A 25,430-nucleotide genomic window follows, 5' to 3' on the forward strand; every position below is an offset into this window, starting at 1 on the left:
GAAGTCGGCGATCGCCGTGAATACGCGAGGGCGACCGAGAGCCACCGGTACGTGCTCTTTGTCGTGCGTTCGCGTTCCGACGTGCCGGGCTCACCTCAACCCCGGGTTTCGAGCGAAGCGAGACCGAGCATGTTCCGTTCGCGGCCCGGCTCGCCTTCGGGTGGCCGCGTAGGCGATGAAGGAGCAAGCAGCCGGGGCCGCCACATGAAGTCGGCGATCACCCGTGAATACGCGAGGGTGCCACCGAGAGCTACCGGTTCGCGGGCTCTCTGTCGTGTGTTCGCATGTCGACGTGCCCGGCTCACCTCAACCCCGGGTTTCGAGCGAAGCGAGACCGAGCATGTTCCGTTCGCGGCCCGGCTCGCGTCCGAGTGGCCGCCGCGTCCGCGACGCAGTCGCCAGCGGCGGTCGCTCGGACGCGAGCCACAAGGGGGCCGCGAACACCCAGCGCCGCAGGCGCTGGAAATTAGATACAGCTCACTACGACAGTGTGTAGTGCATCCGGCACAATGGGCGCATGGGCAATGTCTTCGACCTGAGCACGGTGGCCAAGCGGTTTCGATTCGTCGCGGTGCTGGAGGCGATCTCCTGGTTTCTGCTGATCATCGGGATGGTGTTCAAGCGGATTCCCGAGCCGGTGCTGTGGCCGGTCAAGGTGTTCGGCATGACGCACGGCATCGTGTTCGTGCTGTTCGTGATCACCGCGATCGTCGCCGCGCGCGAGCTGGGCTGGAGTGCCAAGACGACCGTTCTCGCGCTGCTGTCGAGCATCCCGCCGTTCTGCACGGTGCTGTTCGAGGTGTGGGCGGTGCGTTCGGGGCAGTTGGGTGAGCTGAGCAACGCCGATTCGGCCGAGTCCGGGGCACCCGCATCCGCCACGTCGTGACAAACTGGAAGTCGTGAATCGACCAGCCGCACGCCGTCCTTCGCCCGCTGTCGCCGCCGCCATGTCCGGCGCGGTCGATCTGTCCAGCCTGAAGCAGCCCGTGGCAAGCGCGGGCGGTGCGGCAGGCGGCGACCACGCGGTGTCGGAGGCCGATTTCGAGACCAAGGTCCTGCGCCGTTCCATGCAGGTGCCCGTGGTGGTCGTGCTGTATTCGCAGCGCAGTCCGGGCAGCGTCGAACTGGTGCGGACGCTGGAGCGTCTGGTGGCCGCCGACGGCGGTACCTGGGACCTGGCCACGGTCGAAGCCGAGGCCAATATGCGGATCGCGCAGGCGCTGCGGGTGCAGGGCATCCCGACGGTCATCGCGATCGCGGCCGGGCAGCCGCTGGCCGACTTCGAGGGCGCGCAACCGGAGCCGCAGGTACGGCAGTGGCTGAACGCGGTGGTCGACGCGGTCGCGGGCAAGCTGGAAGGTGGCGAGCAGCCACAGGAGCCTGCCGAGGACCCGCGTTTCGCGGCGGCCGAGGCGGCGCTGGAGCAGGGTGACCTGGCCGGCGCGGAGGCCGCCTACCAAGCGATCATCGACGCCGAACCCGCGAACGAGGAGGCCAAGGGCGCGCTGCGCCAGCTCCGCTTCCTCGCCCGGGCACAGGAACTGCCGGAGTCGGCCATCGCGGATGCCGACGCCGACCCGTCGAACGTCGACGCCGCGATCCAGGCCGCCGATCTCGAGTTGTTCCAGCAGCGGCCCGAGGCGGCTTTCGATCGGTTGATCGCCGTCGTCAAGCGCACCTCCGGTGACGATCGCACCAAGGCGCGGACCCGCCTGCTCGAGCTGTTCGAGCTGTTCGACCAGGCCGAGCCGTTCGTCGTGGCCGCGCGCCGCAAGCTGGCCGCAGCGCTGTACTAGCTCGCCGCGCGACGTGGTCGCGAACCGGATCGCCGCGCAGCCTGCGGTCCGGCCTGGCTGTCGGACGATTCGCCGCTCGTCAACCGCGCGACTGCCGCGTGCCTGGCTTGTGCATCGCACAGGAGATCGGCCGTATCGCCTGGACGTGATGCTGGGCAGTCCGGGCACCGCGTGCGGGAGACGGGAGCGTTCTTCGAGTTCCTAGACGGGACGCAGCCAGACCGCGCTGTGCGGCGCGAGCGTCACGGTGGCCGAGGCGGGACGGTCGTGCCACGGCTCGTCGGTCGCCAGCACCTCGCCGAGGTTGCCGAGGCCGGAGCCGCCGTAGCTGGCCGCGTCGGTGTTGAGGATCTCCAGCCAGCGGCCCCGGTGCGGCAGGCCGACCCGGTACGCGTCGTGCGTCGCCCCGGAGAAGTTGTAGACGCAGGCCAGCACGGAGCCGTCGGAGCCGTAGCGCAGGAACGCCAGCACGTTGTTCGCCGCGTCGTTCGCCTCGATCCAGGCGTAGCCGCCCGGGGCGGCGTCCTGACTCCACAGGGCGGGGTGGGCACGGTAGACCGCGTTCATGTCGCACACCAGCGCGGTGATGCCCTGGTGCAGCGGGTTGTCCCGTTCGTGCCAGTCCAGGCCGCGATCGTGCGACCATTCCTGGACCTGGCCGAAGTCCTGGCCCATGAACAGCAGTTGTTTACCCGGGTGGGCCCACATGTAGGCCAGCAGCGATCGCACGCCCGCGGCCTTGGCGAAATCGTCGCCGGGCATCCTGGTCCAGAGTGTGCCTTTGCCGTGCACCACCTCGTCGTGGCTGATCGGCAGCACGTAGTTCTCGCTCCAGGCGTAGACCAGCGAGAAGGTGATCTCGTTGTGGTGCCAGGAGCGGTGCACCGGGTCGCGGCCGAGGAACCCGAGGGTGTCGTGCATCCAGCCCATGTTCCACTTCATGGTGAAACCGAGACCGCCGACGTCGGTCCCCCTGGTGACGCCGGGCCAGGTGGTGGACTCCTCGGCGATCGTCACGACGCCGGGGTGGTGCCGATGCAGGGTTTCGTTGAGGTCCTGCAGGAAGTCGACGGCCTCCAAGTTCTCGCGGCCGCCGTGCACGTTGGGCTCCCACTGACCTTCGGCGCGGGAGTAGTCGAGGTAGAGCATGGAGGCGACCGCGTCGACGCGCAGGCCGTCGATGTGGAATTCCTCGATCCAGTAGCGCGCGTTGGCTATGAGGAAGTTGCGCACCTCGTTCCTGCCGAAATCGAACACATAGGTGCCCCAGTCGAGTTGCTCACCCCGGCGCGGGTCGGCGTGCTCGTAGAGCGGTGTGCCGTCGAAGCGGGCCAGCGCCCATTCGTCGCGCGGGAAGTGCGCCGGGACCCAGTCCAGCAGGACGCCGATATCCGCCGCGTGCATGCGGTCGACGAACGCGCGGAAGTCGTCCGGGGAGCCGAAACGCGCCGTCGGCGCGTAGTAGGAGGTGACCTGATATCCCCAGGAGCCGCCGAACGGATGCTCGGCGATGGGGAGCAACTCGATATGGGTGTATCCGGTCGCTCGCACGTACTCGGCGAGCTGCTCGGCCAGTTCGCGGTAACCGAGGCCAGGGTGCCACGAACCGAGATGCACCTCGTAGACGCTCATCGGGGCGCGGGTGGGGTCGGTGGCGGCGCGCCGCTCGACCCACGCGCGGTCGTGCCACGCGTGGTGGCTTTCGGTGACCACCGACGCGGTCGCCGGAGGGTGTTCGGTGGCGAAGGCGAGCGGGTCGGCGTGATCGATGGTCCGCCCGTCGGCGCCGTGCACGCGGTACTTGTACTTGGTGCCCGGCTCGACACCCGGGACGAAGACTTCCCAGATCCCGGACGAGCCCAGCGCGCGCATCGGCGCGGTGTTTCCGCTCCAGCCGTCGAAGTCGCCGAACACGGTGACGCCGCGCGCGTTCGGCGCCCACACCGCGAACGACGTGCCCGTGACCTCACCGTCGAGGGTGGTGTAGCGGCGCGGGTGCGCGCCGAGCACCTCCCAGAGGCGCTCGTGACGTCCTTCGCCGATCAGGTGCAGGTCGAGTTCGCCGAGCGTGGGCAGGAAGCGGTAGCCGTCGGCGCTGATGATCGTCTGGCCGCCGGGGTAGGTCGTCACGACGCGATAGTCCATGATCTCCGGGTACGGCAGCACCGCGGCGAATACGCCGTGATCCAGGGACTTCAGCTCGTGATCGACGCCGCCGACCCGTACCGACACGGTCTGCGCGTGCGGGCGCAGCACCCGCACCGCCGTGCCGTCGGGATGGGTGTGCGCGCCGAGCACGGTGTGCGGGTCGGGATGGGTGCCCGCCGCGAGCAGCATGAGATCGCGGCGTTTCATCGCAGGGTCCTGCGGTAGGCCAGCTCGGTGCGAGCCTGCTGGGACACCGGGGGCAGCGCGATGATGTGCGCGACGGTATGCGCGGGGTCCAACCGCACGTAATTGGTTTGGGCCCAGTGGTATTCCTCGCCGCTGACCTCGTCGTACACCACCGGATGGTCGTGCCACTCGCGGCCGATCGCGGGCAGATCGAGCGAGAGCATGCCCCACTCGGCGCCGTAGGGGTTGAGATTCACCACGACCAGCACCGCGTCGCCGCCGACGGGGTCGATTTTGGAGTAGGCGAGCAGCGCGTCGTTGTCCACGTGATGGAAACGCAGGCACCGGAGCTGTTGCAAGGCGGGGTGCGCCCGGCGGATCTCGTTGAGCCGGGTGAGCCACGGCTCCAGCGATTCTCCGCGCGCGAGCGCCTCGGCGAAGGGGCGCGGGCGCAGTTCGTACTTCTCCGAATCGAGGTACTCCTCGCTGTCGGGGCGCACCGCCTGATGCTCGAACAGTTCGAAGCCGGAGTAGACGCCCCAGGTGGGGGCGAGGGTGGCGGCCAGGACGGCACGGATGGCGAACATCCCCGGTCCGCCGTGCTGGAGGCTCTCGTGCAGGATGTCCGGGGTGTTGACGAAGAGGTTCGGACGGGCCTCGTCGGCCTTCGCGGCCAATTCGTTGCCGAACTCGGTGAGTTCCCACTTGGCCACCCGCCAGGTGAAATACGTGTAGGACTGGCTGAACCCGCGCCGGGCGAGTCCGTAGAGCCGGGCAGGGCGGGTGAACGCCTCGGACAGGAAGATGACGTCCGGGTCGGTGCGCCACACGTTGCCGATCAGCCACTCCCAGAAATCGGCGGGCTTGGTGTGCGGGTTGTCGACACGGAAGATCCTGACGCCCAGGTCGATCCAGTGCCGGACCACCCGCAGCACTTCGGCGTAGAGGCCGTCGGGATCGTTGTCGAAATTGACCGGGTAGATGTCCTGGTACTTCTTCGGCGGGTTCTCCGCGTAGGCGATGGTCCCGTCGGGCAGCGTGGTGAACCACTCCGGGTGCGCCTGCACCCAGGGATGATCGGGCGCGCACTGCAAGGCGAGGTCGAGCGCCACCTCGAGGCCGAGTTCGCGGGCCGCCGCGACGAATTCGGCGAAATCGTCTTCGGTGCCCAGATCCGGATGCACGGCATCGTGACCGCCGTGCTTCGAGCCGATGGCCCACGGCGAGCCGACGTCGCCCGGCTCGGCGGTGAGCGCGTTGTTGCGGCCCTTGCGGTTGATTTCGCCGATGGGGTGGATGGGTGGCAGGTACACCACGTCGAAACCCATGGCCGCGATGCGCGGAAGCTCCTTCGCCGCCGTGGCGAAGGTGCCGTGCACGGGTTTGCCGGTGGCGTCGCGGCCGCCGGTCGAGCGTGGGAAGAACTCGTACCAGGAGCCGTAGAGCGCGCGGTGCCGCTCGACCTGGACGATGTGCTGCGGCCCCCGGGTGACCAGATCGCGCAGCGGCGTTGCGCGCAGGATCTCGGCGACCTCCTCGGTGAAGGCCGGTGCCACCCGCGCGGGCAGTTGGTCGTCGCCGCGCAGCGCCGCCGCGACCGCCCGTAAGCGCTGGAATTGCTTCTTGGGTACGGCCTGGGCAGCGCGATCGAACAGGCGGGCGCCCAATTCGAGGTCGTTGGCCAGATCGGCGGCGCTCTGCCCGACCGCCAGCTTCGCCTCGATCGCCGAGCGCCAGGTCGCGATCGGATCGCTCCAGCCTTCGATCCGGTAGGCCCACACTCCAGGAGTGTTGGGGGTGAAGGTCGCGTTGAAGACGTCGGGCTCGTAGTCCGGCGTCATGCGGATGCGGGAGGGCCGCGAGGCGCCGGGGCCGCGGACGACGAGGGTGGCGGCGACGGCGTCGTGCCCTTCTCGCCACACCACGGTGCGCACCGGGAATACTTCGCCGACCACCGCCTTGGCGGGCCGGCCGCCTGGGATGGACGGTGCAGTGTCATCGATAGCGATGCGGCCGGTCACGGGACCCAACCTACCGGTAGCCGGCCCTCCGGACGGGATCGGCGATCTTTTCGTGCCCCGTCCCGGCCGCCGCGGCGGCGGCTGATCCGGGCTGTCGCCCTCAGCGCGCGTCGGCGGCGAGGCCGAGGCCGAGCGCGACCAGGACCGCGCCGAGCGCGCGTTCGACCCGCTGCCGGATCCCGGTGCGGCGCAACCACGCGCCCGCGCGGTCGGCGGCCAGGACCACGCCGACGCACCACGCGGTGTCGAGCACCAACTGGATCAGCGCCAAGATCACCACGGTCGGCAGCACCGGACCGTCGGAGGGAAGGAATTGCGGAAGGATCGTCAATCCGAAGACGGCCGCCTTGGGATTGGCCGCGATCGACACCAGCGAAGCGCGGAAGGCGGCGGCGGGCGTGCGACCCGCGGGCAGCATCTTCGTCATCGCACTGCCGAACTCGTCGCCACGGCGCGCACCCCGCCACGCCTGCACGCCGAGCCAGATCAGCACGAGCGCGCCGACCACGTGCACCGCCGTGTTCACGGCGCGGTTGGCGACGAGCAGGACCGACAGCCCCGCCCCACCCGCCAGCGTCCAGCCGAGCACGCCGATCTCGTTTCCGGCCACCGCCGCCAGGCCCGCGGCGCGACCGTCACGCACCGCGCGCTGGAGGAACAACGCGGTCGCCGGGCCCGGCAGCACGGCGAGAAGCAGGCAGGCCGTCAAGAATTGCGGAAGAACGTCGACCCAGTGCGGCATCAGCCGATGCTGTCACCTCGGCGTCGCCCGGGCCACGAATTTTCCGCGCGTGCGCGCACTGCGCGGCGATTGCGAGGTGCCCGGATGGCCGCGGCCGGTGAGCGCCGCGCTGGTGGCCACCCGGGCGCTCACCTGACGGCCGGGAGTCGCGCTTACGGCATGACCATGCAGGCGAAGCCGAGATTCATCCCGTTGCCCACCGTCATCACCGGTGAGGTCCAAGCGGGACCGGTGCCCTGCACCGCGGAGATCGTGTGTTGCCCGGTCGCGTCGGGCATCCAGACGGTGGTCGCCTGATTGCCGACCACCGGCGCGGGATTCGGGGAGAACGTGCCCGCGGCGCTGTCGGTGAACTGGACGGACTCGGACGACGGAATGTTGTCCACCGTGGCCGTCACCCGGTACTGGCAGTTGGTCCCGTAGTTCCCGAAACCGAGAGTCATTCCCTGGGCCGGGCTCGCCGTCGCCGTCGTGACCGCCGCCCCGGCGGTGGGCGCGACGAGAACGAATGCCGCCGCGAGAGCTCCGAACCCCGTGAGCGCTGCTCCAGTGCGCGACCAGCGCCGATCGCGGGCGCGATTTGGGTGTGCTGTCATCCACATCTCGATCACTCCCGTACTGATTTCGGTTGGTGCGGCCGGTTGGTCCGCACAGCTTGTGGGTTTGCCCGGCGTTCTCGGGTTCACAAGCGAGTGCGGGTCTCGATCGGGTAGCGGGGGCGGGCGCGCCGGTGCGCGTCGTGTGGCCGTTCTGTGACGGTAGAGCGCGTTACGCACGATGGGGTGGGCTGATCTCGTCGCGACCCGACCGGAAACATGCTGGTCGAAAGGTTTTCCGGGGCGTGGTCACGCGGCGCGGGCGCTCCGGGCGCCGTGTAGTTTCTACCGAATGAAGGCATTGCGTCGTTTCACCGTCCGTGCCCATCTGCCCGAGCGCCTGGCGGCCCTTGGTGAGCTCGCCACGAATCTGCGCTGGTCGTGGCATCCGCCGACGCAGGACCTGTTCGCCGCGCTCGACCCGCGGCGGTGGCAGGAGATGGGGCACGATCCGGTCCGGATGCTGGGCGAGGTACCCGCGGCGCGGCTGGACGAGCTGGCCGCCGATGCCGGCTATGTCGCGCGTGTCGACGCCGCGGCGGCGGAGCTGCGCGACTATCTGGCGGCGCCGGGCTGGTTCCAGCGCCGGGCGGGGAGGAGGGTGTACGGGGCATCGCCTACTTCTCGATGGAGTTCGGCGTCACCGAGGTGCTGCCGAACTACTCGGGCGGCCTCGGCATCCTGGCGGGCGACCATTTGAAGGGCGCCTCCGACCTCGGCCTGCCGCTGATCGGGGTGGGATTGCTGTACCGCTCGGGTTACTTCCGGCAGTCGCTGACGGCCGACGGCTGGCAGGCCGAGCACTATCCGGCGCTGGACCCGCAGGGCTTGCCGTTGCGGGCGCTCACCTCCGACGGCTCGCCGGTGCTCATCCATGTGGCGATGCCCGACCGCAGGGTGCTGCGTGCGCGGGTGTGGATCGCCCAGGTGGGCCGGGTTCCGCTGTTGCTGCTGGACTCCGACATCGCCGAGAACGACCCGGAGTTGCGCGCGGTCACCGACCGGCTCTACGGCGGCGATCAGGAGCATCGCATCCGCCAGGAGATCCTCGCGGGCATCGGCGGTGTTCGGGCGGTGCGCGCGTACACCGCGTCGGCGGGGCTGCCCGATCCCGACGTGTTCCACATGAACGAAGGCCACGCGGGTTTCCTCGGTGTGGAGCGCATCCGCGAATTCGTCGCGGCGGGGCAGGATTTCGATTCCGCACTCGTCGCCGTGCGGGCGGGCACGGTGTTCACCACGCATACACCGGTCCCGGCGGGCATCGATCGTTTCCCTATGCCGATGGTGCGGCGCTACTTCGGCGGTGCGCACGGAGAATCCGAATCCGCCCTGCTGCCCGGTCTTTCGGTGGACCGCATCGTGGCGCTCGGCCGGGAAGCCGACCCCTCCGTCTTCAATATGGCGCACATGGGTCTGCGACTGGCGCAGCGCGCCAACGGTGTCTCGAAGCTGCACGGCGCGGTGAGCCGGTCGATGTTCGCCTCGCTGTGGCCGGGTTTCGACCCGGCGGAGGTGCCGATCGGTTCGGTCACCAACGGCGTGCACGCCACCACGTGGGCCGCGCGCGAATGGGTGGACAAGGCGCGCGAGCACATCGGCGCGGAACTGCTCGAGGAGGGGCGCGGCTGGGAACGGCTGCGCGACGTCGATCTCACCGAGCTGTGGTCCACCCGTAACACCCTGCGCGGCATCCTCGTCGACGAGGTGCGCCGCAGGGTGCGCGCGTCGTGGTTGGAACGCGGCGCCGCGGAGGCCGAACTCGGCTGGGTGAACGGGGTCTTCGACCCGAATGTGCTGACCGTCGGATTCGCCCGCCGGGTGCCGACCTACAAGCGCCTCACTCTCATGCTGCGCGACCCGCAGCGGCTGCGTTCCTTGCTGCTGGACCCGCGGCGGCCGATGCAGTTGGTCGTCGCGGGCAAGAGCCACCCGGCCGACGACGGCGGCAAGGCGCTCATCCAGCAGGTGGTCCGCTTCGCCGACGATCCCGAGGTGCGGCACCGGATCGTCTTCCTGCCGGACTACGACATGTCGATGGCTCGCTACCTGTACTGGGGTTGCGACGTCTGGCTGAACAATCCGCTGCGCCCGCTGGAGGCGTGCGGCACCTCCGGCATGAAATCCGCGCTGAACGGCGGGCTCAATCTGTCCATCCGGGACGGCTGGTGGGACGAGATGTACGACGGTGAGAACGGATGGTCCATTCCGACCGCGGAGGGCGTCCGGGACGAGCACCGCCGCGACGATCTGGAGGCCGCCGCGCTCTACGACCTGTTCGAGCGGGCGGTGGCGCCGCGCTTCTACGAGCGCGACGCGTCCGGGATGCCGGTGCGCTGGGTCGAGATGGTTCGCCACACTTTGCAGACCCTGGGACCGAAGGTCCTGGCTTCCCGGATGGTGCGCGACTACGCGGTGGAGTACTACGCTCCCGCCGCCGCGGCTCATCAGCGGGCGACGGCCGACGATTTCGCGGTCGCGCGGGCCGTCGCCGAGTACCGTCAGCGGGTCGAGTCGGCCTGGCCATCGGTCAAGGTGATCCAGGTCGACAGCGCGGGGCTGCCGGACACGCCGGTCATCGGGGCGCGGCTGTCGCTGACCGCGCGGGTCGAGCTCGGCGGATTGAGCGTGCACGACGTGGTGGTGCAGGCGGTGCTCGGCCGGGTCTCGGCGACCGACGACCTCTCCGACACCACGACGGTCCCGATGACGCACACGGGGTCCGACGCAGGCGCCGAGCTGTTCACCGTCGACACTCCTGTGCCGCTGTCCGGCGCGGTCGGCTACACCGTGCGCGTGCTGCCGCACAACGAGCTGCTGGCCTCCGACGCCGAACTCGGGTTGGTCTCCGCGCCGAGCGCCTAGTCCCGGTGGCGCCGGTCACGATGGCGCCACCGCGGGTTGCCCCAGGTAGTGAACCGTCGGTTACCGTGCCCCTGGCATGCCCCGATTCGTTCCTCGACTGGAGTCACCCATGGTCACCGACGTTCTGCACCGGACCCGAGGACGCCTCGACGGGTACTTCGGCGTCCGCTCGAACGGCTCGACCGTCAAGCGCGAACTCATGGCGGGCACGGTCACGTTCCTGGCCATGTCCTATGTCCTCGCGGTGAATCCAGCGGTGCTCGGCGACCAGGGCGCTCTGGGCGACAAGGGCATCCCGATGCAGGCGGTGTTCACCGCCACCGCCGTCGCGGCGGTGTTCGGCACGCTGGTCATGGGGCTGTGGGCCCGGTATCCGATCGCGCTCGCACCGGGTATGGGACTCAACGCGTTCTTCGCGTACACGGTGGTGCTCGAGATGGGGATTCCGTGGCAGGTGGCGCTGTCGGGCACGTTCCTGTCCGGCGTCATCTTCTTCGTCCTCGCCGTGACCAAGGTGCGCGAACGCATCCTCAACGCGATCCCGATGCAGCTGAAGCTCGCCGTCGGCGCCGGTATCGGGTTGTTCGTGGCCTTCCTCGGCTTGAAGAACGCCGGGATCGTGGTGAACAGCGAGGCGACGCTGGTCACGCTGGGCGACTTCACCGAAGGCACCACGCTGCTCGCGCTGTTCGGACTGCTGGTGACCGTGGTGTTCCTGGTGCGCGGCTGGCACGGCGCGGTGCTCTACGGCATCGTGCTGACCACGATCGTCGGCATCGTGAGCGGCTTGGTCGCGCTACCCAAGGGCGTGTTCGCCGCGCCACAGGGGCTCGAGCACACCTTCGGTCAGGCGATCGTCCATCTGCCCGACGCGTTCACCGGCCAGATGGCCGTGGTGGTGCTGACCATGCTGTTCGTCGACTTCTTCGACGCCTCGGGCACTCTGATCGGCGTCGCGAACCAGGCGGGCCTGCTGGACGAGAAGGGCAAGCTGCCGCGTGCCGCGAGCGCGCTGGCGGCGGACTCGGTGGGCACCATGGCAGGCGCGGTCATCGGCACCTCGACCACGACCGCCTATGTGGAATCGACCGCGGGCGTCTCGGCGGGCGGCCGGACCGGGTTGACCGCCGTCACCACCGCGGGCTGGTTCCTCGTCGCGATGTTCTGCTATCCGATCTTCGCGGTGGTCGCGGGCTCGGGTGAGGTGACCGCGCCCGCGCTCATAGTGGTCGGCATCCTGATGGCCCGGGCGCTTGGCCAGATCGACTGGAACCGTCTCGAATACTCGGTGCCCGCGTTCGTCACGGTCGTGATGATGCCGCTGACGTACTCCATCGCCAACGGCCTTGCCATGGGCATGCTGCTGTATCCGGTGGTCATGGCGGCCAAGGGCCGGATCAAGGACGTGCACCCGGCGATGTGGGCGTTGATGCTGGTGTTCCTCGGCTACTTCTTCTTCCTCGCGGAGTAACCGTCCGCTCGCTCGCGCGCTGAACCGTCCTTCCCACCCGAACGTGGAATACACCGAAAGGTTGGGCAGTTGGCTCCTTCGTGCGAGAATCGGACCGTAGTCCGTTTATTCGCCGAGCTAACGATCGTGCCCCGGACGGCAGCACAGGGATGAGGACCAGCATGACCATGAGATCCGTACTCGACAGAACCGGCACCGCCACCGAGCTGGACGGCGTCGCCACCGACATCGGCCTGCTGATCGTGCGGGTCGTCTTCGGCGGCTTGCTCGCGGCACACGGCGCGCAGAAACTCTTCGGCTGGTGGGGCGGCCCCGGCCTGCAGGCCAACGCGGACGGCTTCGAGCAGATGGGATACAACCCGGGCAAGGTGTTCGGTACCTTGGCGGGCCTGACCGAACTCGGTGGTGGCCTGCTCCTGCTGCTCGGTCTGCTGACGCCGCTGGCCGGCGCGATGGTGGTGGGCACGATGATCAACGCGATCAACGCCACCTGGGCCGGTGGTCTGCTGGGCGGTTACGAAATGGGCCTGCTGTTCGCGGTGGTCGGTGCCGCGCTGCCCTTCACCGGGCCCGGCAAGTTCTCGTTGGACGCCGGGCGTCCGTGGGGACGTCACGGATTCGTGTGGGGAGTCGGCGCGCTGATTCTCGCGGTCGTGACGGGCGCGCTCACGCTGATCCTGAAGTGGGCGCTCTGACTTTCCGGCACAGCCGGATCAGCGGCGCGGTGACCTCGGTCGCCGCGCCGCGGTCGTCTGTCGCGTCACACCGTCGCCGCGGCGGCCAGTCGGCGCAAGGCCTTGATCACGACCTCCGGGTCGGCCGTCTCCCAGTACGGCGGCAGTGACGCGCGCAGGTAGCCGCCATAGCGGGCGGTGGCGAGGCGGGAATCGAGGATGGCGACCACGCCGCGATCGTCGACGCTGCGCAGCAGGCGTCCGGTGCCCTGCGCGAGCAGCAGAGCCGCGTGGCTGGCGGCCACCGTCATGAACCCGTTTCCGCCCCGCATCTCCACGGCCCGCTGCCGGGCCGCCAGCAGCGGATCGTCGGGCCGGGGGAAGGGGATGCGGTCGAGGATCACCAGGCTCAGCGACGGTCCGGGCACGTCGACGCCCTGCCACAGCGACAGCGTGCCGAACAGGGAAGTCTCCGGGTCGTCGGCGAATTTGCGGACCAACGCGCCCGTCGAGTCGTCGCCCTGGCACAACACCGGGGTCTGCAACCGTGGGCGCAGCGCGTCGGTGGCCGCGCGGGCGGCGCGCATCGAGGAGAACAAGCCGAGGGTGCGACCGCCCGCCGCGGTGATGAGCCGCTCGATCTCGTCCAGGTAGGCCGGTGCGAGCCCGTCGCGGCCCGGCGCGGGCAGGTGCTTGGCGACGTAGAGGATGCCGGACTTGGCGTGGTCGAACGGTGAGCCGACATCGAGCGAGCTCCAGCGCACGGTCTCGGCGTCCGATGGCGGCTGGGCCCCGTTCGCGGTGGCCGGATCGGTGCGAGTGCCCGACTGCGCGGGCAGGCCCCAGGTCACCGCCAGTCCGTCGAAGGAACCGCCGATCTGCAACGTGGCGGAGGTCAGCACGACGGTCGCGGTGCCGAAGAGCCTGCTGCGCAGCAGCCCGCCCACCGACAGCGGCGCCATCCGCAGCGAGCGGCGCACCACGCCGCGGATCTCGTCGGCGGCCAGCCAGATGACGTCCCGGCGCGCGGCGGGATCGGGCTCGTCGAACGCCGTCAGCGCGCGGACCGCGCTGTCGTGCACCTCGTCCAGCGCGGCCACTGCCATGGTGCGGGCGGCGGAGGTCTCCGGATCGCCCTGCGCGGTGGTGCTACCCGGTGGCGCGAGCGCGGTGCGCGCGTTCCAGGCGGCATCGCGGATCAGGGCCAGCACCGGGGCGACGCCGTCGGGCAGGGTGTCCCAGCGGGCGGCGGGCAGCTCGTCGAGCATGGTGTGCCAGGCCTCTGCGGCGCCCTCCAGGCGGTCCACCTCCTGCTCATCGATGAGCTTGGCGCAGCGCCGGGCCGCCGCGCTGATCGCGGCGGAGGCAAGTTCGGCGGTGGCCACGCCGGTGACCCGGTCGACCAGCTCGTGCGCCTCGTCGATGACCACCACGTCGTGCTCGGGCAGCACCTGGATGCCGCTGATCGCGTCGATGGCCAGCAGCGCGTGGTTGGTCACCACCACATCGGCCTGCGCCGACTCGGTCCTGGCCCGCTCGGCGAAGCAATCCTGACCGAAGGAGCAGCGCGACTTGCCGAGGCATTCCCGCGACGACACGCTGACCTGCCGCCAGGCGCGATCGCTCACCCCCGGGGCAAGTTCGTCGCGGTCGCCGGTCTCCGTGTCGGAGGTCCACTCGTTGAGCCGTTGCACTTCGCGGCCGAGGCGGGAGATCGCGAACGCGTCGAACAGCTCGGCCTCGGCGGGCTCGTCGGGGATCGCACTGTTGATCTTGTTCAAGCACAGATAGTTGTTGCGCCCCTTGAGTATCGCGAACTTCGGCGTGCGCCCCAGCGGCGCGCTCAGCGCGTCGGCCAGCCGGGGGAGATCGCGGTCGACCAGCTGCCGCTGCAGCGCGATCGTCGCGGTGGAGACCACCACGGTGCGGCCGGTGCGCACGGCGTGGCGCAGGCTCGGCACCAGATACGCCAGCGACTTGCCGGTGCCCGTCCCGGCCTGCACCGCGAGGTGTTCCTTGGTGTCGATCGCGTGGTCGACCGCGGCGGCCATCGTCGTCTGCCCGGCGCGCTCCTTGCCGCCGAGCGCCTGCACTGCGGTGGCCAAAAGGTCGGAAACGGGCGGGAGTTCGGGCACGCGAGCAGCCTACTCGTCGCCTACGACAGGGCAGGACGGTCGCCGAGACCGGGCGGTCTACCGGTTGACGCTCCCCTCCAAATCGACGCCCGCCCCACGCATGCGGTCCAGCGCGGCGGCGACCGTATCGGGGGCGACACCCGCGGTGAGGTCGAGCAGGACGCGGGTGTCGAAACCCTCGATGCGCGCGTCCAGCGCGGTGGCGCGCACGCAATGGTCGGTCGCGATGCCGACCACGTCGACCGCGTCGACGCCGCGTTCGCGCAGCCAGTCGGCCAGCCCGGTGCCGTCCTCGGTCGTGCCCTCGAACCCGGAGTAGGCCGCCGAGTACTCGCCCTTGGAGAAGATCGCCTGGACGCCCCCGGTGGCCAGCGCCGGGTGGAAATCGGCGCCCGGCGTGCCGACCCGGCAATGCGGTGGCCAGGTATCGATGTAGTCGGGCGCGTCGGAGAAGTGCGCGCCGGGATCGACGTGATAGTCCCGGGTCGCGACGATCGCGCCGTACTTCGCCGCCGTGAGGTACTCGCTGATCCTGGCCGCCACGGCGGCTCCGCCGGTGACCGCGAGTGAACCGCCCTCGCAGAAATCGTTCTGGACGTCGACGATGATCAGTGCCCGGGTCATGGTGACCTCCCGCGGTGTGCTGAATGACTGTTTCAGATTCTGCCGCGCGGTCGCACGCTCGTTCGCCCGACTCGCGGGAATTCCGCGCCTCGCGATGTAAACGCGACCACCGCCCGGGGTGATTACCGAGTGCCCCTTTCGTCGGCGGCGCGGTTCGCCGCCTTTCCGTTCGGAGACCCTTTCATGAGTCCTGCCAAACTGTTCCGCAGCGTGATCACCGGCACCACCGTGTTTCTCGCGGTCCTCTTCTTGCTGGGCTCCCGTCCCGCCGGACCGTCGGCCTGGGTGTGGTTCGGGATCACCGGCGTGGTGTTCGCGCTGCTCTTCGCCGCCGGACTGCTACTGGTCTCCCGTGTAGACCCGCGCAGGCGCTGACCTCAGGCGAAGGTGGTCACCACGGCGGGCTCACCCGCCGAGAGCTTGAGGCCCTCCCACGGCAGGCTGATCAGGCCCCGCGCGACCAGATCCCGGCTCTCGGCGAGGGTGGGCACGTCGTCGACCTGCTCACCGCCGCGCACCAGCGGGACGAGCGGCTGCCTGGCTTCGAAGCCGTTCGCGGGCGGCACCGGTCCGGCCGCCGGGTAGACGATCTCCTCGACGATCGTTCCGGTGTCGCGGGCCAGGCGGGTCACGTTCTTGGTGCCACCGCGGGATTGCTTGTGGCTGCTGCGTTTGGCGACCGGCACCCCTTCGACCTCGACCAGCTTGTAGACCATGCCCGCGGTCGGCGCGCCGGAGCCGGTGACCAGCGCGGTGCCGACGCCGTAGACGTCGACCGGCTCGGCGCGCAGCGCGGCGATGGCATACTCGTCGAGGTCGCCGGAGACCACGATGCGGGTCTTGGTGGCCCCGAGCGCGTCGAGTTGGTCGCGCACCTGCCTGGCCAGGACACCGAGATCACCGGAGTCGATCCGCACGCCGCCCAGTTCGGTGCCCGCGACCTCGATGGCGGTCGCGACGCCCCGGGTGATGTCGAAGGTGTCCACCAGCAGCGTCGTCCCGACCCCGAGCGTGCGCACCTGGCTGCGGAACGCTTCGGCCTCGTGCGCCCCGTCGGGGCCGCTGTGCAGCAGGACGAACGCGTGCGCGCTGGTGCCTGCGCCCGGAATCCCGTAGCGACGCACCGCCTCCAGGTTGGAGGTGGCGTCGAAACCGGCCAGATACGCGGCGCGTGCGCAGTCCGGGGCGGCCAGCTCGTGGGCGCGCCGCGAACCCATTTCGATCATCCTGCGGCCGCCGGCGGCGCTGACCATCCGCGCGCCCGCGGCCGCGATCGCGCTGTCGTGATTGAGAATCGCCAGGATCAGCGTCTCCAGGACGACGCATTCGGCGAAGCTGCCGCGCACCGACAGGATCGGGGAGCCGGGGAAGTACAGCTCGCCCTCGGCGTAGCCGTCGATGTCGCCGGTGAACCGGTAGTCGCGCAGCCAGTCGAGCGTGCGCCGGTCGGAGAACGAGGCGGCGACGGCCAGCTCCGCCTCGCCGAAGCGGAACTGCCGCAGCGCGTCGAGCACCCGGCCGGTACCCCCGACGACGCCGTAGCGGCGACCGTTTGGCAAACGTCTAGCAAACACTTCGAACGTGCACTGCCGATGCGCTGAACCATCGGCGAGCGCCGCGGCGAGCATGGTCAGTTCGTACTGGTCGGTCAGCAGTGCCGTGCTGGCGACGCCGTCACGCAGGTCCACGCTGTCACTGTAGACAGAACGGTCGGCTCACGGTGTCCGGCATCGGCTCGGTGAACCGGTGGAAACGCGAATCGGGGCTGCGTGGGTGTTGTTTATCCGGGGCCGAGTCGTACCCTTGACCGTATGGCCTTGTGCAACACAGTCCGGGGTGACGTCGTTGTGGACGCCGCGAACGCGACATTGTCGGCGGCACAGGCGACACCCGAAGCGGTCGAATACACCGAGATCCTGGAGGCGGAGGACCGCCCCTGGGTGACCGTCGTCTGGGACGACCCGGTCAATCTCATGCACTATGTGACCTACATCTTCCAGAAGCTGTTCGGCTACAGCAAAGCGAAGGCGACCGAACTGATGCTGAAGGTCCACAACGAAGGCAAGGCGGTGGTCTCGTCCGGTTCGCGGGACAAGATGGAGCACGATGTCCAGCGGCTGCACGCCGCGGGGCTATGGGCCACCATGCAACGGGACGACTGACCTGGACGACTACCCTGACGCCGTGCGCAAGTGGAGCAGGAAGAACTCGCTGAGCGGTCTCAAACTGCGATCCGAGATGGACGCACGTGAGGCCGATGTGCTTCGGTCGCTGGTCGGTGCGGTCTCCGGGCTGCTGAACGAGCGCGCCGAGTCCGCGCCCGACGACGACTTGGCCGCCCTCACCGGACTGCGATCCGGCAACACCATCCCGCCGGAGGATCCGCGGCTGCGCAGACTCCTTCCCGACTTCCATCGCAGCGAGCCCGGCTCGCCGGACGCCGAACGCGCTGATCTCAACAGCGCCCTGCGCGGATTGCACGAGCCCGACATCATCGACGCCAAGCTGGCGGCGGGGTCGGTCGTGCTGGACACCGTGCCGAGCGCGGGCGGCAAGATCGTCCTCACCCCCGAGCAGGCCGACGCGTGGTTGACCGCGCTCACCGACGTCCGGCTGGCGCTCGGCACGGTGCTGGACATCGACCCCGACACGCCCGACCATCTCGACCCCGACGATCCGCGCGCTCCGCACCTGGACGTGTACCACTGGCTGACCTGGATGCAGGACTCGCTGCTGCAAGCGCTGGCTCCCTGACCGGCTGTGCTGCGAAGATCGGCGCGAGGCGACCGGAAGTCCCGCGCCGTGAGGAGTAGAGATGGGCAACGCCGCACCGGGAGAACGTAATTCGATCACCGACGTGCCCGGAGTGCTGGTCGGGCACCACCACGTCCTCGACCGGGACGCGACGCTCGGCTCCGGCGCCGCGACGGGCTGCACGGTCGTGCGGGTGCCGGGCGGCGCGGTGGCGGCGGTCGACGTGCGCGGCGGCGGGCCGGGTACCCGCGAGACCGATCTGCTCGATCCGATGAACACGGTTCGCCAGATCGACGCGATCCTGCTCACCGGCGGCAGCGCTTTCGGCCTCGCCGCTGCCGACGGGGTGATGCGCTGGCTGGAGGAGAACGGCGCGGGCATCGTGATGGACCCGATCGACCCGAGCCGGGTGGTGCCGATCGTCCCCGGCGCGGTGATCTTCGATCTTCCGGTCGGCGCGTGGGATATTCGCCCGACCGCAGAATTCGGCTACCGGGCCGCGGCGGCGGCGGACGTCGACTTCGCCCGGGGTTCGGTCGGCGCTGGCGTCGGGGCGCGCGCGGGATCGATCAAAGGCGGGGTGGGCACCGCGAGCGTCGCGCTGGGCGAAGGCGCCGCCGCGGGAATCACCGTCGCGGCGCTGATCGTGGCGAATCCCGTCGGCTCGGTGTTCGACCCGCGTACCGGGTTGCCGTGGGGGTGCGGCACCGACGGGCCCGACTTCTTCGAGCTGCGGCCACCGAGCGCGGAGCAATTGGCGGCGGCGAACGCGCTGCCGGTGAAGGGAACCGTGCTCAACACCACGATCGGCGTGGTGGCCACGGACGCCCCGCTCGATCCGGCGGGATGCAAGCGGGTCGCGGCCACCGCGCACGACGGGCTGGCCAGGGCGATCCGTCCGGCGCACTCGCCGCTGGACGGCGACACCCTCTTCGCGATCGCCACCGGGACCGCGGAGGAGGGCACGGATATGCCCCTGCCGCCCGCTTTCCCCGCCGATCTGCTCGTCCTGGACGAGATCTGCACGGCCGCCGCGGTCTGCGTCGAACGCGCCGTCGTCGACGCGATCCGTTCGGCGCGTTCGGTGGCGGGCATCCCGGCCTACCGTGACCTGTTAGGGGTCTGAACAGGCGATGCCTCGAACCGGGGACCGGGCGACGTCGCCGGGGGAATACCCGAATATCCTGGCTCGTTGTCGACTGCGATGGGTCGGCGTTGTGGAAAGGTGTGCGACTCGTGCTGGTGATCAGGGCCGACCTCGTGGAGGCGATGGTGGCGCACGCGCGCGCCGATCACCCGGACGAGGCCTGCGGTGTCATCGCGGGGCCGGAGGGTTCGGATCGTCCCGAGCGCTTCATCGCCATGGTCAACGCCGAGCGTTCGCCCACGTTCTACCGCTTCGACTCCGGCGAGCAGTTGAAGGTGTGGCGCGCGATGGACGACGCCGACGAGACGCCGGTGGTCATCTACCACTCGCACACCGCCACCGAGGCCTATCCGAGCCGGACCGACGTGTCCTACGCCTCCGAGCCGTTCGCGCACTACGTGCTGATCTCCACCCGCGACGCCGAGCGGCACGAGCTGCGCAGCTACCGGATCGTCGACGGCGAGGTCACCGAGGAGCCGGTGCGGATCGTCGACGCGTACGAGAACTAGACCGATGCCTGTTCGCGAAACCGAGGAGTACCCATGCCGGTAACCGTGTCCATTCCGACCATCATGCGCGGCCTCACCGGAGGTGAGAAGCGCGTGGAGGCCGAGGGCGCCACGCTGTCGGCGCTCATCGACGATCTCGAGGCCAACCACCCCGGGCTCGCCGAGCGCCTGCTCAAGGACGGCAAGCTCAACCGCTACGTCAACATCTACGTCGACGACGAGGACGTGCGCTTCGCCGGTGGCCTCGCGGCCGAGGTGCCGCAGGACGCCAGCGTCACGATCCTGCCCGCCGTGGCCGGAGGCTGACCCGTCCCGTGGCGCGTTACGAATCGCTGATCGCGACCCTCGGCAACACCCCGCTGGTCGGCCTGCGCACACTGTCTCCCCGATGGGACGGTGACGATCACGTGCGGCTGTGGGCCAAGCTGGAGGATCGCAACCCCACCGGCTCGATCAAGGATCGGCCCGCCCTGCGGATGATCGAGCAGGCCGAGGCCGACGGCCTGCTGCGGCCCGGGTGCACGATTCTGGAGCCCACCAGCGGCAACACCGGCATTTCGCTGGCCATGGCCGCGAAGCTGAAGGGCTACCAGCTGATCTGCGTGATGCCGGAGAACACCTCGGTAGAGCGGCGTCAGCTGCTCACCATGTTCGGGGCGCGGATCATCGATTCCCCCGCGGCGGGCGGCTCCAATCAGGCCGTGGCACTGGCCAAGCAGATCGCGGCGGAGAACCCGGACTGGGTGATGCTCTACCAGTACGGCAACCCGGCCAACGCGTCGGCGCACTACGAGACGACCGGCCCGGAGATCCTGGCCGATCTGCCCGAGATCACCCACTTCGTCGCGGGTCTCGGCACCACGGGCACGCTGATGGGGACCGGCCGCTTCCTGCGCGAAAAGGTGCCCGGCATCGAGATCGTGGCCGCCGAGCCGCGTTACGGCGAACTGGTCTACGGCCTGCGCAACATCGATGAGGGATTCATCCCGGAGTTGTACGACGAGAGCGTGCTGACCAGCCGTTTCTCGGTCGGCCCGTACGACGCGGTGAAACGCACCCGCGAACTGGTGCTCGAAGAAGGCATCTTCGCCGGGATCTCCACCGGCGCCATCCTGCACGCCGCGCTCGGCGTCGCCCGTAAGGCGGCGAAGGCGGGAGCCCGCGCCGACATCGCGTTCGTGGTCGCCGACGGCGGGTGGAAGTACCTGTCGACCGGGGCGTACGACGGCACGCTCGAAGAGGCGGAAGAGCGGCTCGACGGCCAGCTCTGGGCCTGATGCCCCCGGTACCCTCGATGTGGCGGGGCACGTCCCCGCACATCGAGGAGGTGGCCATGGCCGGCGCGGGACTCGGGGCGTCGTTCGACCCGGATCGGATCGCGGCGATCCGCGCGCGACCGGGTGAGCCCGCCGGTGCGCCGGGGCCGTCCGCGGCGACCGGCGGCGTCGGCGCGATCAAACAGTTGTGGCTGCGGGCCGGGGTGCTGATCGCCGGATTCGTGGGGGTCCTCTACGGGATCGAGGGCGTCGACACCGCCCTCGGTGGGCGGCTCGACTCCGCGGGTATCGAGCCGCGCCGCGCCGACGGGCTGACCGGCGTCCTGTTCGCCCCGTTGCTGCACCATGGCTGGCCGCACCTGATCGGCAACACGCTTCCGGTGCTTGTGCTCGGCTTCCTCGTGTTGCTGGCGGGCCTCGGGCGCGGGCTGGCCGCGACCGCGATCATCTGGCTGCCGGCCGGGCTGGGCGTCTGGCTCACCGGAGCCACCGGCAGTGTGCATCTCGGCGCGTCCTCGCTGGTATTCGGCTGGTTGACCTTCCTCATCTCCCGCGGCTGGTTCGCCCGCAACGTGGGGCAGATCGTGCTCGGTCTCGTTGTGCTCGTCCTCTACGGGTCGCTGCTGTGGGGTGTGCTGCCCGGACAGCCCGGAATCTCTTGGCAGGGGCATCTATTCGGCGCGTTGAGTGGATTGCTGGCCGGCTGGGTACTCTCTGGAGATGCACGACGAAGCCGCCGCGGAGCCCGAGCCGGAATCGGCGCGGCCCCGCGGTGAGCGCGCGGCCCGCCGGAGAATGTGGGGGATCCTTTCTTGAGTGAGAAATCCGCGTGGCAGCATGGGGGAATGCGCCTTACCGTCCTCGGGTGCTCGGGCAGTGTGTCCGGCCCGGACTCTCCTGCGTCGGGTTACCTGCTGACCGGCCCGGACATGCGGCCGACGGTCATCGATTTCGGCCCGGGCGTGCTCGGCGCGTTGCAGCGTCACGCCGATCCCGGTGAGGTCGACATCTTCCTGACCCATCTGCACGCCGATCACTGCCTGGACCTGCCCGGTTTGCTGGTGTGGCGTCGTTACCATCCCACTCCGCCGGAGGGGAGGGCGATCGTGCGCGGTCCGTCGGACACCTCGGTGCGCATCGGCAACGCCTCCGCCGAGGTCGGCGGAGAATGCGACGACTGGTCCGACGTGATCGACATGCGGCCCTGGGTGGAAGGCGAGCCGATCACGTTCGGCCCCGGCCACACCGTGACCGCGCGCCGGATGTTCCACCCTCCGGAGTCCTACGGCCTGCGGATCGTCACCGCGAGCGGACGCACCTTCGTCTACACCGGCGACACCGCACTGTGCCCCGAGGTCCACGAACTCGCGCAGGGCGCCGACGTTCTGATGGCGGAGGCCTCCTGGACCCACGACCCGGCGAATCGTCCCCCCGGCATTCACCTTTCGGGCACCGAAGCAGGCCAGATCGCCGCCGAGGCAGGCGTGAAGGAACTCCTGCTCACCCACATCCCCCCGTGGACCTCCCGCGAGGACGTGATCGCCGAGGCGAAAGCCCAGTTCACCGGCCCCGTACACGCGGTCGCCCCGGGCGAAACCTTCGACATCTGACCGAACCCGAGTCAGACCAGCAGGTCCCCTCGAGGCACATAACTGCCGCTGAAGACTGTAGCGAGACCGGGCATGCGAACACCCGATGCCGAAGGCCGCTGGAAAAACCAACACCGCCCGGCTCGCGTTTACGTCGGCCGCCACATCCGTGACTGATCACACCAGTCGACAGAACAAACCCCCGACCACTGCGAGCCGCGTGCACGATATCCACACCTCGCCCCCTACGCGCCCAGCGCACCTCAACTCCCCGTTCCGAGCGAAGCGAGACCGAGCATCCGCCGTCCGCGGCCCGGCTCGCGTTTGCGGCGTCCGCGACCGATCACCGGTCGAAAGGACAACCGCCCACCACAACGAACCGCGTGCACGTGGTCCACGCCTCGCGCCCCTACGTGCCCAGCGCACCTCAACTCCCGGTTTCGAGCGAAGCGAGACCGAGCATGTTCCGTTCGCGCCAAGAAGGGGCCCGCGAACACGCCGCGACGAAGTCGCGGCAAATCCAACACAGTAGGCTGTGGCCGTGTCGAGACGAGCCGATGGCAGGGCGGACGATGAGCTCCGCGAGGTCCGGATCACCCGTGGTTTCACCACGCACCCAGCTGGTTCGGTGCTGGTGGAGTTCGGGCAGACGCGGGTGATGTGCACCGCGAGCGTCACCGAGGGGGTGCCGCCGTGGCGACGCGACTCCGGATTGGGCTGGCTCACCGCCGAATACGCGATGCTGCCCGCCGCGACGCACACCCGCAGTGGGCGGGAATCGGTGAAGGGCCGCATCGGCGGACGCACCCAGGAGATCAGCCGCTTGATCGGCCGGTCGCTGCGCGCCTGCATCGACCTTGCCGCGATCGGCGAGAACACCATCGCGATCGACTGCGATGTGCTCCAGGCCGACGGCGGTACCAGGACGGCCGCCATCACCGGCGCCTATGTGGGGCTGTCGGATGCCGTGACCTATCTCGGCGCGGCGGGCGCGCTGGCCGACCCGCAGCCGATCTCGTGCGCGATCGCGGCGGTGAGCGTCGGCGTGGTCGACGGCCGGGTGCGTCTGGATCTGCCGTACGAGGAGGATTCGCGCGCCGAGGTGGACATGAACGTCGTGGCCACCGACACCGGAACGCTGGTGGAGATCCAAGGCACCGGCGAGGGCGCCACGTTCCCCCGCTCGACACTGGACAAGCTGCTGGACGCCGCGCTGGCGGGCTGCGAGCAGTTGTTCGTGGTGCAGAAGGAGGCGCTCGCGCTGCCGTATCCCGGCGTGCTGCCGGAGCCCGCCGAAGCGAAGAAGAAGTGATGACCCGCCGTCTGCTGGTGGCCAGCCGCAACGCCAAGAAACTGAACGAACTGCGCCGCATCCTCGACGAGGCGGGTATCGCCGGGATCGAGATCCTCGGGTTGGACGATGTTCCCCCGTACGACGAGGCGCCCGAGACCGGCGCGACATTCGAGGAGAACGCGCTGGCCAAGGCCCGCGACGGCGCCGCCTCCACCGGGTTGGCCTGTGTGGCCGACGATTCCGGCATCGAGGTGGACGCGTTGAACGGGATGCCCGGTGTGCTGTCGGCGCGCTGGTCCGGCAGGCACGGTGACGACGCGGCCAACAACGCGCTGTTGCTGGCGCAACTGTCGGACGTGCCGGACGAGCGTCGCGGCGGCCGGTTCGTGTCGACCTGCGCGCTGGTGGTGCCCGGCGGCGCGGAGACCGTGGTGCGCGGCGAATGGCCCGGCTCGATCGGGCGCAAGCCGGTGGGCGACGGCGGTTTCGGCTATGACCCGCTGTTCATCCCGGCGGGCGGCGATGTCACGGCCGCTCAGCTGACGCCAGCCCAGAAGGACGCGGTCTCGCATCGCGGGCGGGCGCTGGCTCTGTTGACGCCCGCCCTCGCGGCGCTCGCCGAAGGCTGACGCGCGGCGATCGGTCGGTTCAGACGCCGAAGTCCTGCTTGACCTGCTTGGCGTTGACGTGCTCGACGAAGAACGACAGCAGCGGGATGGTGCCCGCGAGCAGGGTGCCGACGGTGCGCAGGACCGGCCAGCGGACCTTGACCGCGAGGTCGGCGGTGACCAGCAGGTAGACGAAGTACACCCAGCCGTGTACGACGGCGATCCAACTGGGGGTGTGCACGTCGAAGCCGTATTTGGCGATCATCTCGCCGGTGAGCAGCAGCAGCCAGAGACCGGTGATCCAGGCCAGCGCCCGGTAGCGCAGCAGCGCCGGACGGATCTTGGCGGCGTTGCCCGCCGGGGCCGGGGCCGGGGTGGCGGTGGTGGTCTCGGTGGAATTCTCGCTGGTGGTCAACCGGCGCTCCTCTCGCTGGTGTGCAGGCCTGCCGCGCGGACCTGGTCATCGATGTCGTGGGCGTGCAGCGCGGCCAGGTACCGGTTGTACTCGGCGAGCACGGGGTCCTCGTCCCGGACGGCCTTCGGGCGCTCGGGTAGCAGACCGGCCGGCAGCTCCGTGGGCGCGACCGGTTTCGCGGCGCGCCCGGCTGCGGTGGAAGTGCGCTGCGCCGCCGCGGTGGACTCGTTCTCCTCCGCGCCGGCCTCGCGCTCGAGCCGGACGAACCGGAAGTACGCGAAGACGGCGAACCCCGCGAACAGGGGCCATTGCAGCGCGTATCCGAGGTTCTGGGCGGTGCCGCTCGCGGACTCGTACCGCTCCCACTGCCACCAGGCCAGCGCCAGGCAGCCCAGCGCGGCGACGATCACCAGCGCGATGAGGGCCGGGCGGTTGTGTGCCGAGCGGCGGGGAGAGGCGGACACGGCTTCTACGGTACCCGTTCTACTACGCGGGCCGTAGAGCCAGGTACGCCGTCCTGCGCAGGCTGGGACTGTGCTCCGGTCCAACGCTGGGGCGGCTGTCGACCAGGTGCGGGCC

24 protein-coding genes and 1 pseudogene are annotated in these 25,430 nt (G+C 69.8%); 16 read left to right on the forward strand and 9 right to left on the reverse strand.

From position 1 onward, the window contains the following. Positions 1-517: 517 nt before the first annotated feature. The gene (locus ON29_RS06180; RefSeq protein ID WP_040865185.1) at positions 518-886 is read left to right on the forward strand and encodes a DUF3817 domain-containing protein; all 369 of its coding nucleotides are present in this window, start codon (positions 518-520) and stop codon (positions 884-886) included. Positions 887-947: 61 nt separating this feature from the next. Then, positions 948-1,796 (forward strand): tetratricopeptide repeat protein, encoded by an 849-nt coding sequence (locus ON29_RS06185; protein ID WP_040865186.1) that lies wholly within the window; start codon positions 948-950, stop codon positions 1,794-1,796. A 201-nt stretch (positions 1,797-1,997) separates the two neighbouring features. Here the strand turns inward: ON29_RS06185 and glgB are convergent, their stop codons facing one another. The 4 genes from glgB to ON29_RS06205 all read right to left on the reverse strand — a co-directional run bounded on the left by glgB (position 1,998) and on the right by ON29_RS06205 (position 7,489). Beyond that, positions 1,998-4,151, reverse strand: a complete 2,154-nt coding sequence (glgB, locus tag ON29_RS06190) for a 1,4-alpha-glucan branching protein GlgB (protein ID WP_040865187.1) — start codon at positions 4,149-4,151, stop codon at positions 1,998-2,000. Beyond that, positions 4,148-6,151, reverse strand: a complete 2,004-nt coding sequence (locus ON29_RS06195; RefSeq protein ID WP_040865188.1) for an alpha-1,4-glucan--maltose-1-phosphate maltosyltransferase — start codon at positions 6,149-6,151, stop codon at positions 4,148-4,150. The genes glgB and ON29_RS06195 overlap by 4 nt, the downstream gene beginning before the upstream one ends. Before the next feature lie 100 nt (positions 6,152-6,251). Next, the gene (locus tag ON29_RS06200) at positions 6,252-6,893 is read right to left on the reverse strand and encodes a LysE family translocator (protein WP_040865189.1); all 642 of its coding nucleotides are present in this window, start codon (positions 6,891-6,893) and stop codon (positions 6,252-6,254) included. A gap of 152 nt (positions 6,894-7,045) precedes the next feature. Next, on the reverse strand, positions 7,046-7,489 hold the full coding sequence (locus tag ON29_RS06205) for a hypothetical protein (protein WP_157172668.1): 444 nt from the start codon (positions 7,487-7,489) through the stop codon (positions 7,046-7,048). 292 nt (positions 7,490-7,781) lie between these two features. Here ON29_RS06205 and glgP point away from each other — a divergent pair. The 3 genes and pseudogenes from glgP (at position 7,782) to ON29_RS06220 (ending at position 12,520) form a co-directional block, all read left to right on the forward strand. After that, positions 7,782-10,354 (forward strand): annotated as a pseudogene (glgP, locus tag ON29_RS06210) (alpha-glucan family phosphorylase). A 109-nt stretch (positions 10,355-10,463) separates the two neighbouring features. Further along, positions 10,464-11,825, forward strand: a complete 1,362-nt coding sequence (locus ON29_RS06215) for an NCS2 family permease (RefSeq protein ID WP_040865191.1) — start codon at positions 10,464-10,466, stop codon at positions 11,823-11,825. Positions 11,826-11,986: 161 nt separating this feature from the next. Beyond that, positions 11,987-12,520, forward strand: coding sequence for a DoxX family protein (locus tag ON29_RS06220; protein WP_051174936.1), 534 nt, complete (start codon positions 11,987-11,989; stop codon positions 12,518-12,520). 65 nt (positions 12,521-12,585) lie between these two features. Here ON29_RS06220 and ON29_RS06225 read toward each other — a convergent pair whose 3' ends face one another. After that, positions 12,586-14,634, reverse strand: a complete 2,049-nt coding sequence (locus ON29_RS06225) for an ATP-dependent DNA helicase (RefSeq protein WP_040865192.1) — start codon at positions 14,632-14,634, stop codon at positions 12,586-12,588. Positions 14,635-14,691: 57 nt separating this feature from the next. Continuing rightward, on the reverse strand, positions 14,692-15,258 hold the full coding sequence (locus ON29_RS06230) for an isochorismatase family protein (protein ID WP_040865193.1): 567 nt from the start codon (positions 15,256-15,258) through the stop codon (positions 14,692-14,694). A 183-nt stretch (positions 15,259-15,441) separates the two neighbouring features. On the opposite strand from ON29_RS06230, the gene ON29_RS06235 reads away from it, so the two are divergent. Then, entirely contained in the window at positions 15,442-15,633 is a 192-nt protein-coding gene (locus tag ON29_RS06235) for a hypothetical protein (RefSeq protein WP_040865194.1), read from the forward strand. A gap of 2 nt (positions 15,634-15,635) precedes the next feature. On the opposite strand, the gene ON29_RS06240 is transcribed toward ON29_RS06235, so the two are convergent. Next, complete coding sequence (locus ON29_RS06240; protein ID WP_040865195.1) at positions 15,636-16,946, reverse strand: nicotinate phosphoribosyltransferase; 1,311 nt, start codon at positions 16,944-16,946, stop codon at positions 15,636-15,638. A gap of 123 nt (positions 16,947-17,069) precedes the next feature. Between ON29_RS06240 and clpS the strand changes: the two genes are divergently transcribed. The 10 genes from clpS to ON29_RS06290 all read left to right on the forward strand — a co-directional run bounded on the left by clpS (position 17,070) and on the right by ON29_RS06290 (position 24,457). Then, positions 17,070-17,420 (forward strand): ATP-dependent Clp protease adapter ClpS, encoded by a 351-nt coding sequence (gene clpS, locus ON29_RS06245; protein WP_039796380.1) that lies wholly within the window; start codon positions 17,070-17,072, stop codon positions 17,418-17,420. A gap of 22 nt (positions 17,421-17,442) precedes the next feature. Further along, complete coding sequence (aosR, locus tag ON29_RS06250) at positions 17,443-18,012, forward strand: oxidative stress transcriptional regulator AosR (RefSeq protein ID WP_040865196.1); 570 nt, start codon at positions 17,443-17,445, stop codon at positions 18,010-18,012. Between the two features lie 61 nt (positions 18,013-18,073). Beyond that, positions 18,074-19,138: a P1 family peptidase gene (locus ON29_RS06255; protein WP_040865197.1), complete on the forward strand. Its 1,065-nt coding sequence runs from the start codon at positions 18,074-18,076 to the stop codon at positions 19,136-19,138. Positions 19,139-19,248: 110 nt separating this feature from the next. Continuing rightward, the gene (locus tag ON29_RS06260; RefSeq protein WP_040865296.1) at positions 19,249-19,668 is read left to right on the forward strand and encodes a M67 family metallopeptidase; all 420 of its coding nucleotides are present in this window, start codon (positions 19,249-19,251) and stop codon (positions 19,666-19,668) included. A gap of 33 nt (positions 19,669-19,701) precedes the next feature. After that, the gene (locus tag ON29_RS06265) at positions 19,702-19,974 is read left to right on the forward strand and encodes a MoaD/ThiS family protein (protein ID WP_040865198.1); all 273 of its coding nucleotides are present in this window, start codon (positions 19,702-19,704) and stop codon (positions 19,972-19,974) included. Positions 19,975-19,982: 8 nt separating this feature from the next. Next, the gene (locus ON29_RS06270) at positions 19,983-20,945 is read left to right on the forward strand and encodes a cysteine synthase (RefSeq protein ID WP_040865199.1); all 963 of its coding nucleotides are present in this window, start codon (positions 19,983-19,985) and stop codon (positions 20,943-20,945) included. Between the two features lie 50 nt (positions 20,946-20,995). Further along, the gene (locus ON29_RS06275; protein ID WP_373283851.1) at positions 20,996-21,721 is read left to right on the forward strand and encodes a rhomboid family intramembrane serine protease; all 726 of its coding nucleotides are present in this window, start codon (positions 20,996-20,998) and stop codon (positions 21,719-21,721) included. Between the two features lie 69 nt (positions 21,722-21,790). Next, a complete protein-coding gene (locus ON29_RS06280) occupies positions 21,791-22,555 on the forward strand; it encodes a cyclic nucleotide-degrading phosphodiesterase (RefSeq protein WP_083863267.1) in 765 nt (254 codons plus the stop codon). A gap of 520 nt (positions 22,556-23,075) precedes the next feature. After that, positions 23,076-23,846, forward strand: a complete 771-nt coding sequence (rph, locus tag ON29_RS06285; RefSeq protein WP_040865298.1) for a ribonuclease PH — start codon at positions 23,076-23,078, stop codon at positions 23,844-23,846. After that, the gene (locus ON29_RS06290) at positions 23,846-24,457 is read left to right on the forward strand and encodes a non-canonical purine NTP pyrophosphatase (protein ID WP_040865201.1); all 612 of its coding nucleotides are present in this window, start codon (positions 23,846-23,848) and stop codon (positions 24,455-24,457) included. Before rph ends, ON29_RS06290 begins: the two co-directional genes overlap by 1 nt. 19 nt (positions 24,458-24,476) lie before the next feature. Here ON29_RS06290 and ON29_RS06295 read toward each other — a convergent pair whose 3' ends face one another. Beyond that, positions 24,477-24,851: a DUF3817 domain-containing protein gene (locus ON29_RS06295; protein WP_040865202.1), complete on the reverse strand. Its 375-nt coding sequence runs from the start codon at positions 24,849-24,851 to the stop codon at positions 24,477-24,479. Beyond that, complete coding sequence (locus tag ON29_RS06300; RefSeq protein ID WP_040865203.1) at positions 24,848-25,315, reverse strand: glucitol operon activator; 468 nt, start codon at positions 25,313-25,315, stop codon at positions 24,848-24,850. Before ON29_RS06300 ends, ON29_RS06295 begins: the two co-directional genes overlap by 4 nt. Positions 25,316-25,430 lie beyond the last annotated feature (115 nt).

The organism is Nocardia exalbida NBRC 100660, from assembly GCF_000308575.1.
Classification (GTDB): Bacteria; Actinomycetota; Actinomycetes; order Mycobacteriales; family Mycobacteriaceae; genus Nocardia; species Nocardia exalbida.

Bases quoted from the DNA above. Each gene is read 5' to 3' on its own strand.
- glgB (WP_040865187.1), bottom strand. From the start codon at position 4,151: ATGAAACGCCGCGATCTCATGCTGCTCGCGGCGGGCACCCATCCCGAC.
- ON29_RS06220 (WP_051174936.1), top strand. From the start codon at position 11,987: ATGACCATGAGATCCGTACTCGACAGAACCGGCACCGCCACCGAGCTG.
- ON29_RS06230 (WP_040865193.1), bottom strand. From the start codon at position 15,258: ATGACCCGGGCACTGATCATCGTCGACGTCCAGAACGATTTCTGCGAG.
- ON29_RS06185 (WP_040865186.1), top strand. From the start codon at position 948: ATGTCCGGCGCGGTCGATCTGTCCAGCCTGAAGCAGCCCGTGGCAAGC.
- ON29_RS06235 (WP_040865194.1), top strand. From the start codon at position 15,442: ATGAGTCCTGCCAAACTGTTCCGCAGCGTGATCACCGGCACCACCGTG.
- ON29_RS06200 (WP_040865189.1), bottom strand. From the start codon at position 6,893: ATGCCGCACTGGGTCGACGTTCTTCCGCAATTCTTGACGGCCTGCCTG.
- ON29_RS06280 (WP_083863267.1), top strand. From the start codon at position 21,791: ATGCGCCTTACCGTCCTCGGGTGCTCGGGCAGTGTGTCCGGCCCGGAC.
- clpS (WP_039796380.1), top strand. From the start codon at position 17,070: ATGGCCTTGTGCAACACAGTCCGGGGTGACGTCGTTGTGGACGCCGCG.
- ON29_RS06290 (WP_040865201.1), top strand. From the start codon at position 23,846: ATGACCCGCCGTCTGCTGGTGGCCAGCCGCAACGCCAAGAAACTGAAC.
- ON29_RS06205 (WP_157172668.1), bottom strand. From the start codon at position 7,489: ATGACAGCACACCCAAATCGCGCCCGCGATCGGCGCTGGTCGCGCACT.
- ON29_RS06215 (WP_040865191.1), top strand. From the start codon at position 10,464: ATGGTCACCGACGTTCTGCACCGGACCCGAGGACGCCTCGACGGGTAC.
- ON29_RS06255 (WP_040865197.1), top strand. From the start codon at position 18,074: ATGGGCAACGCCGCACCGGGAGAACGTAATTCGATCACCGACGTGCCC.
- ON29_RS06265 (WP_040865198.1), top strand. From the start codon at position 19,702: ATGCCGGTAACCGTGTCCATTCCGACCATCATGCGCGGCCTCACCGGA.
- ON29_RS06180 (WP_040865185.1), top strand. From the start codon at position 518: ATGGGCAATGTCTTCGACCTGAGCACGGTGGCCAAGCGGTTTCGATTC.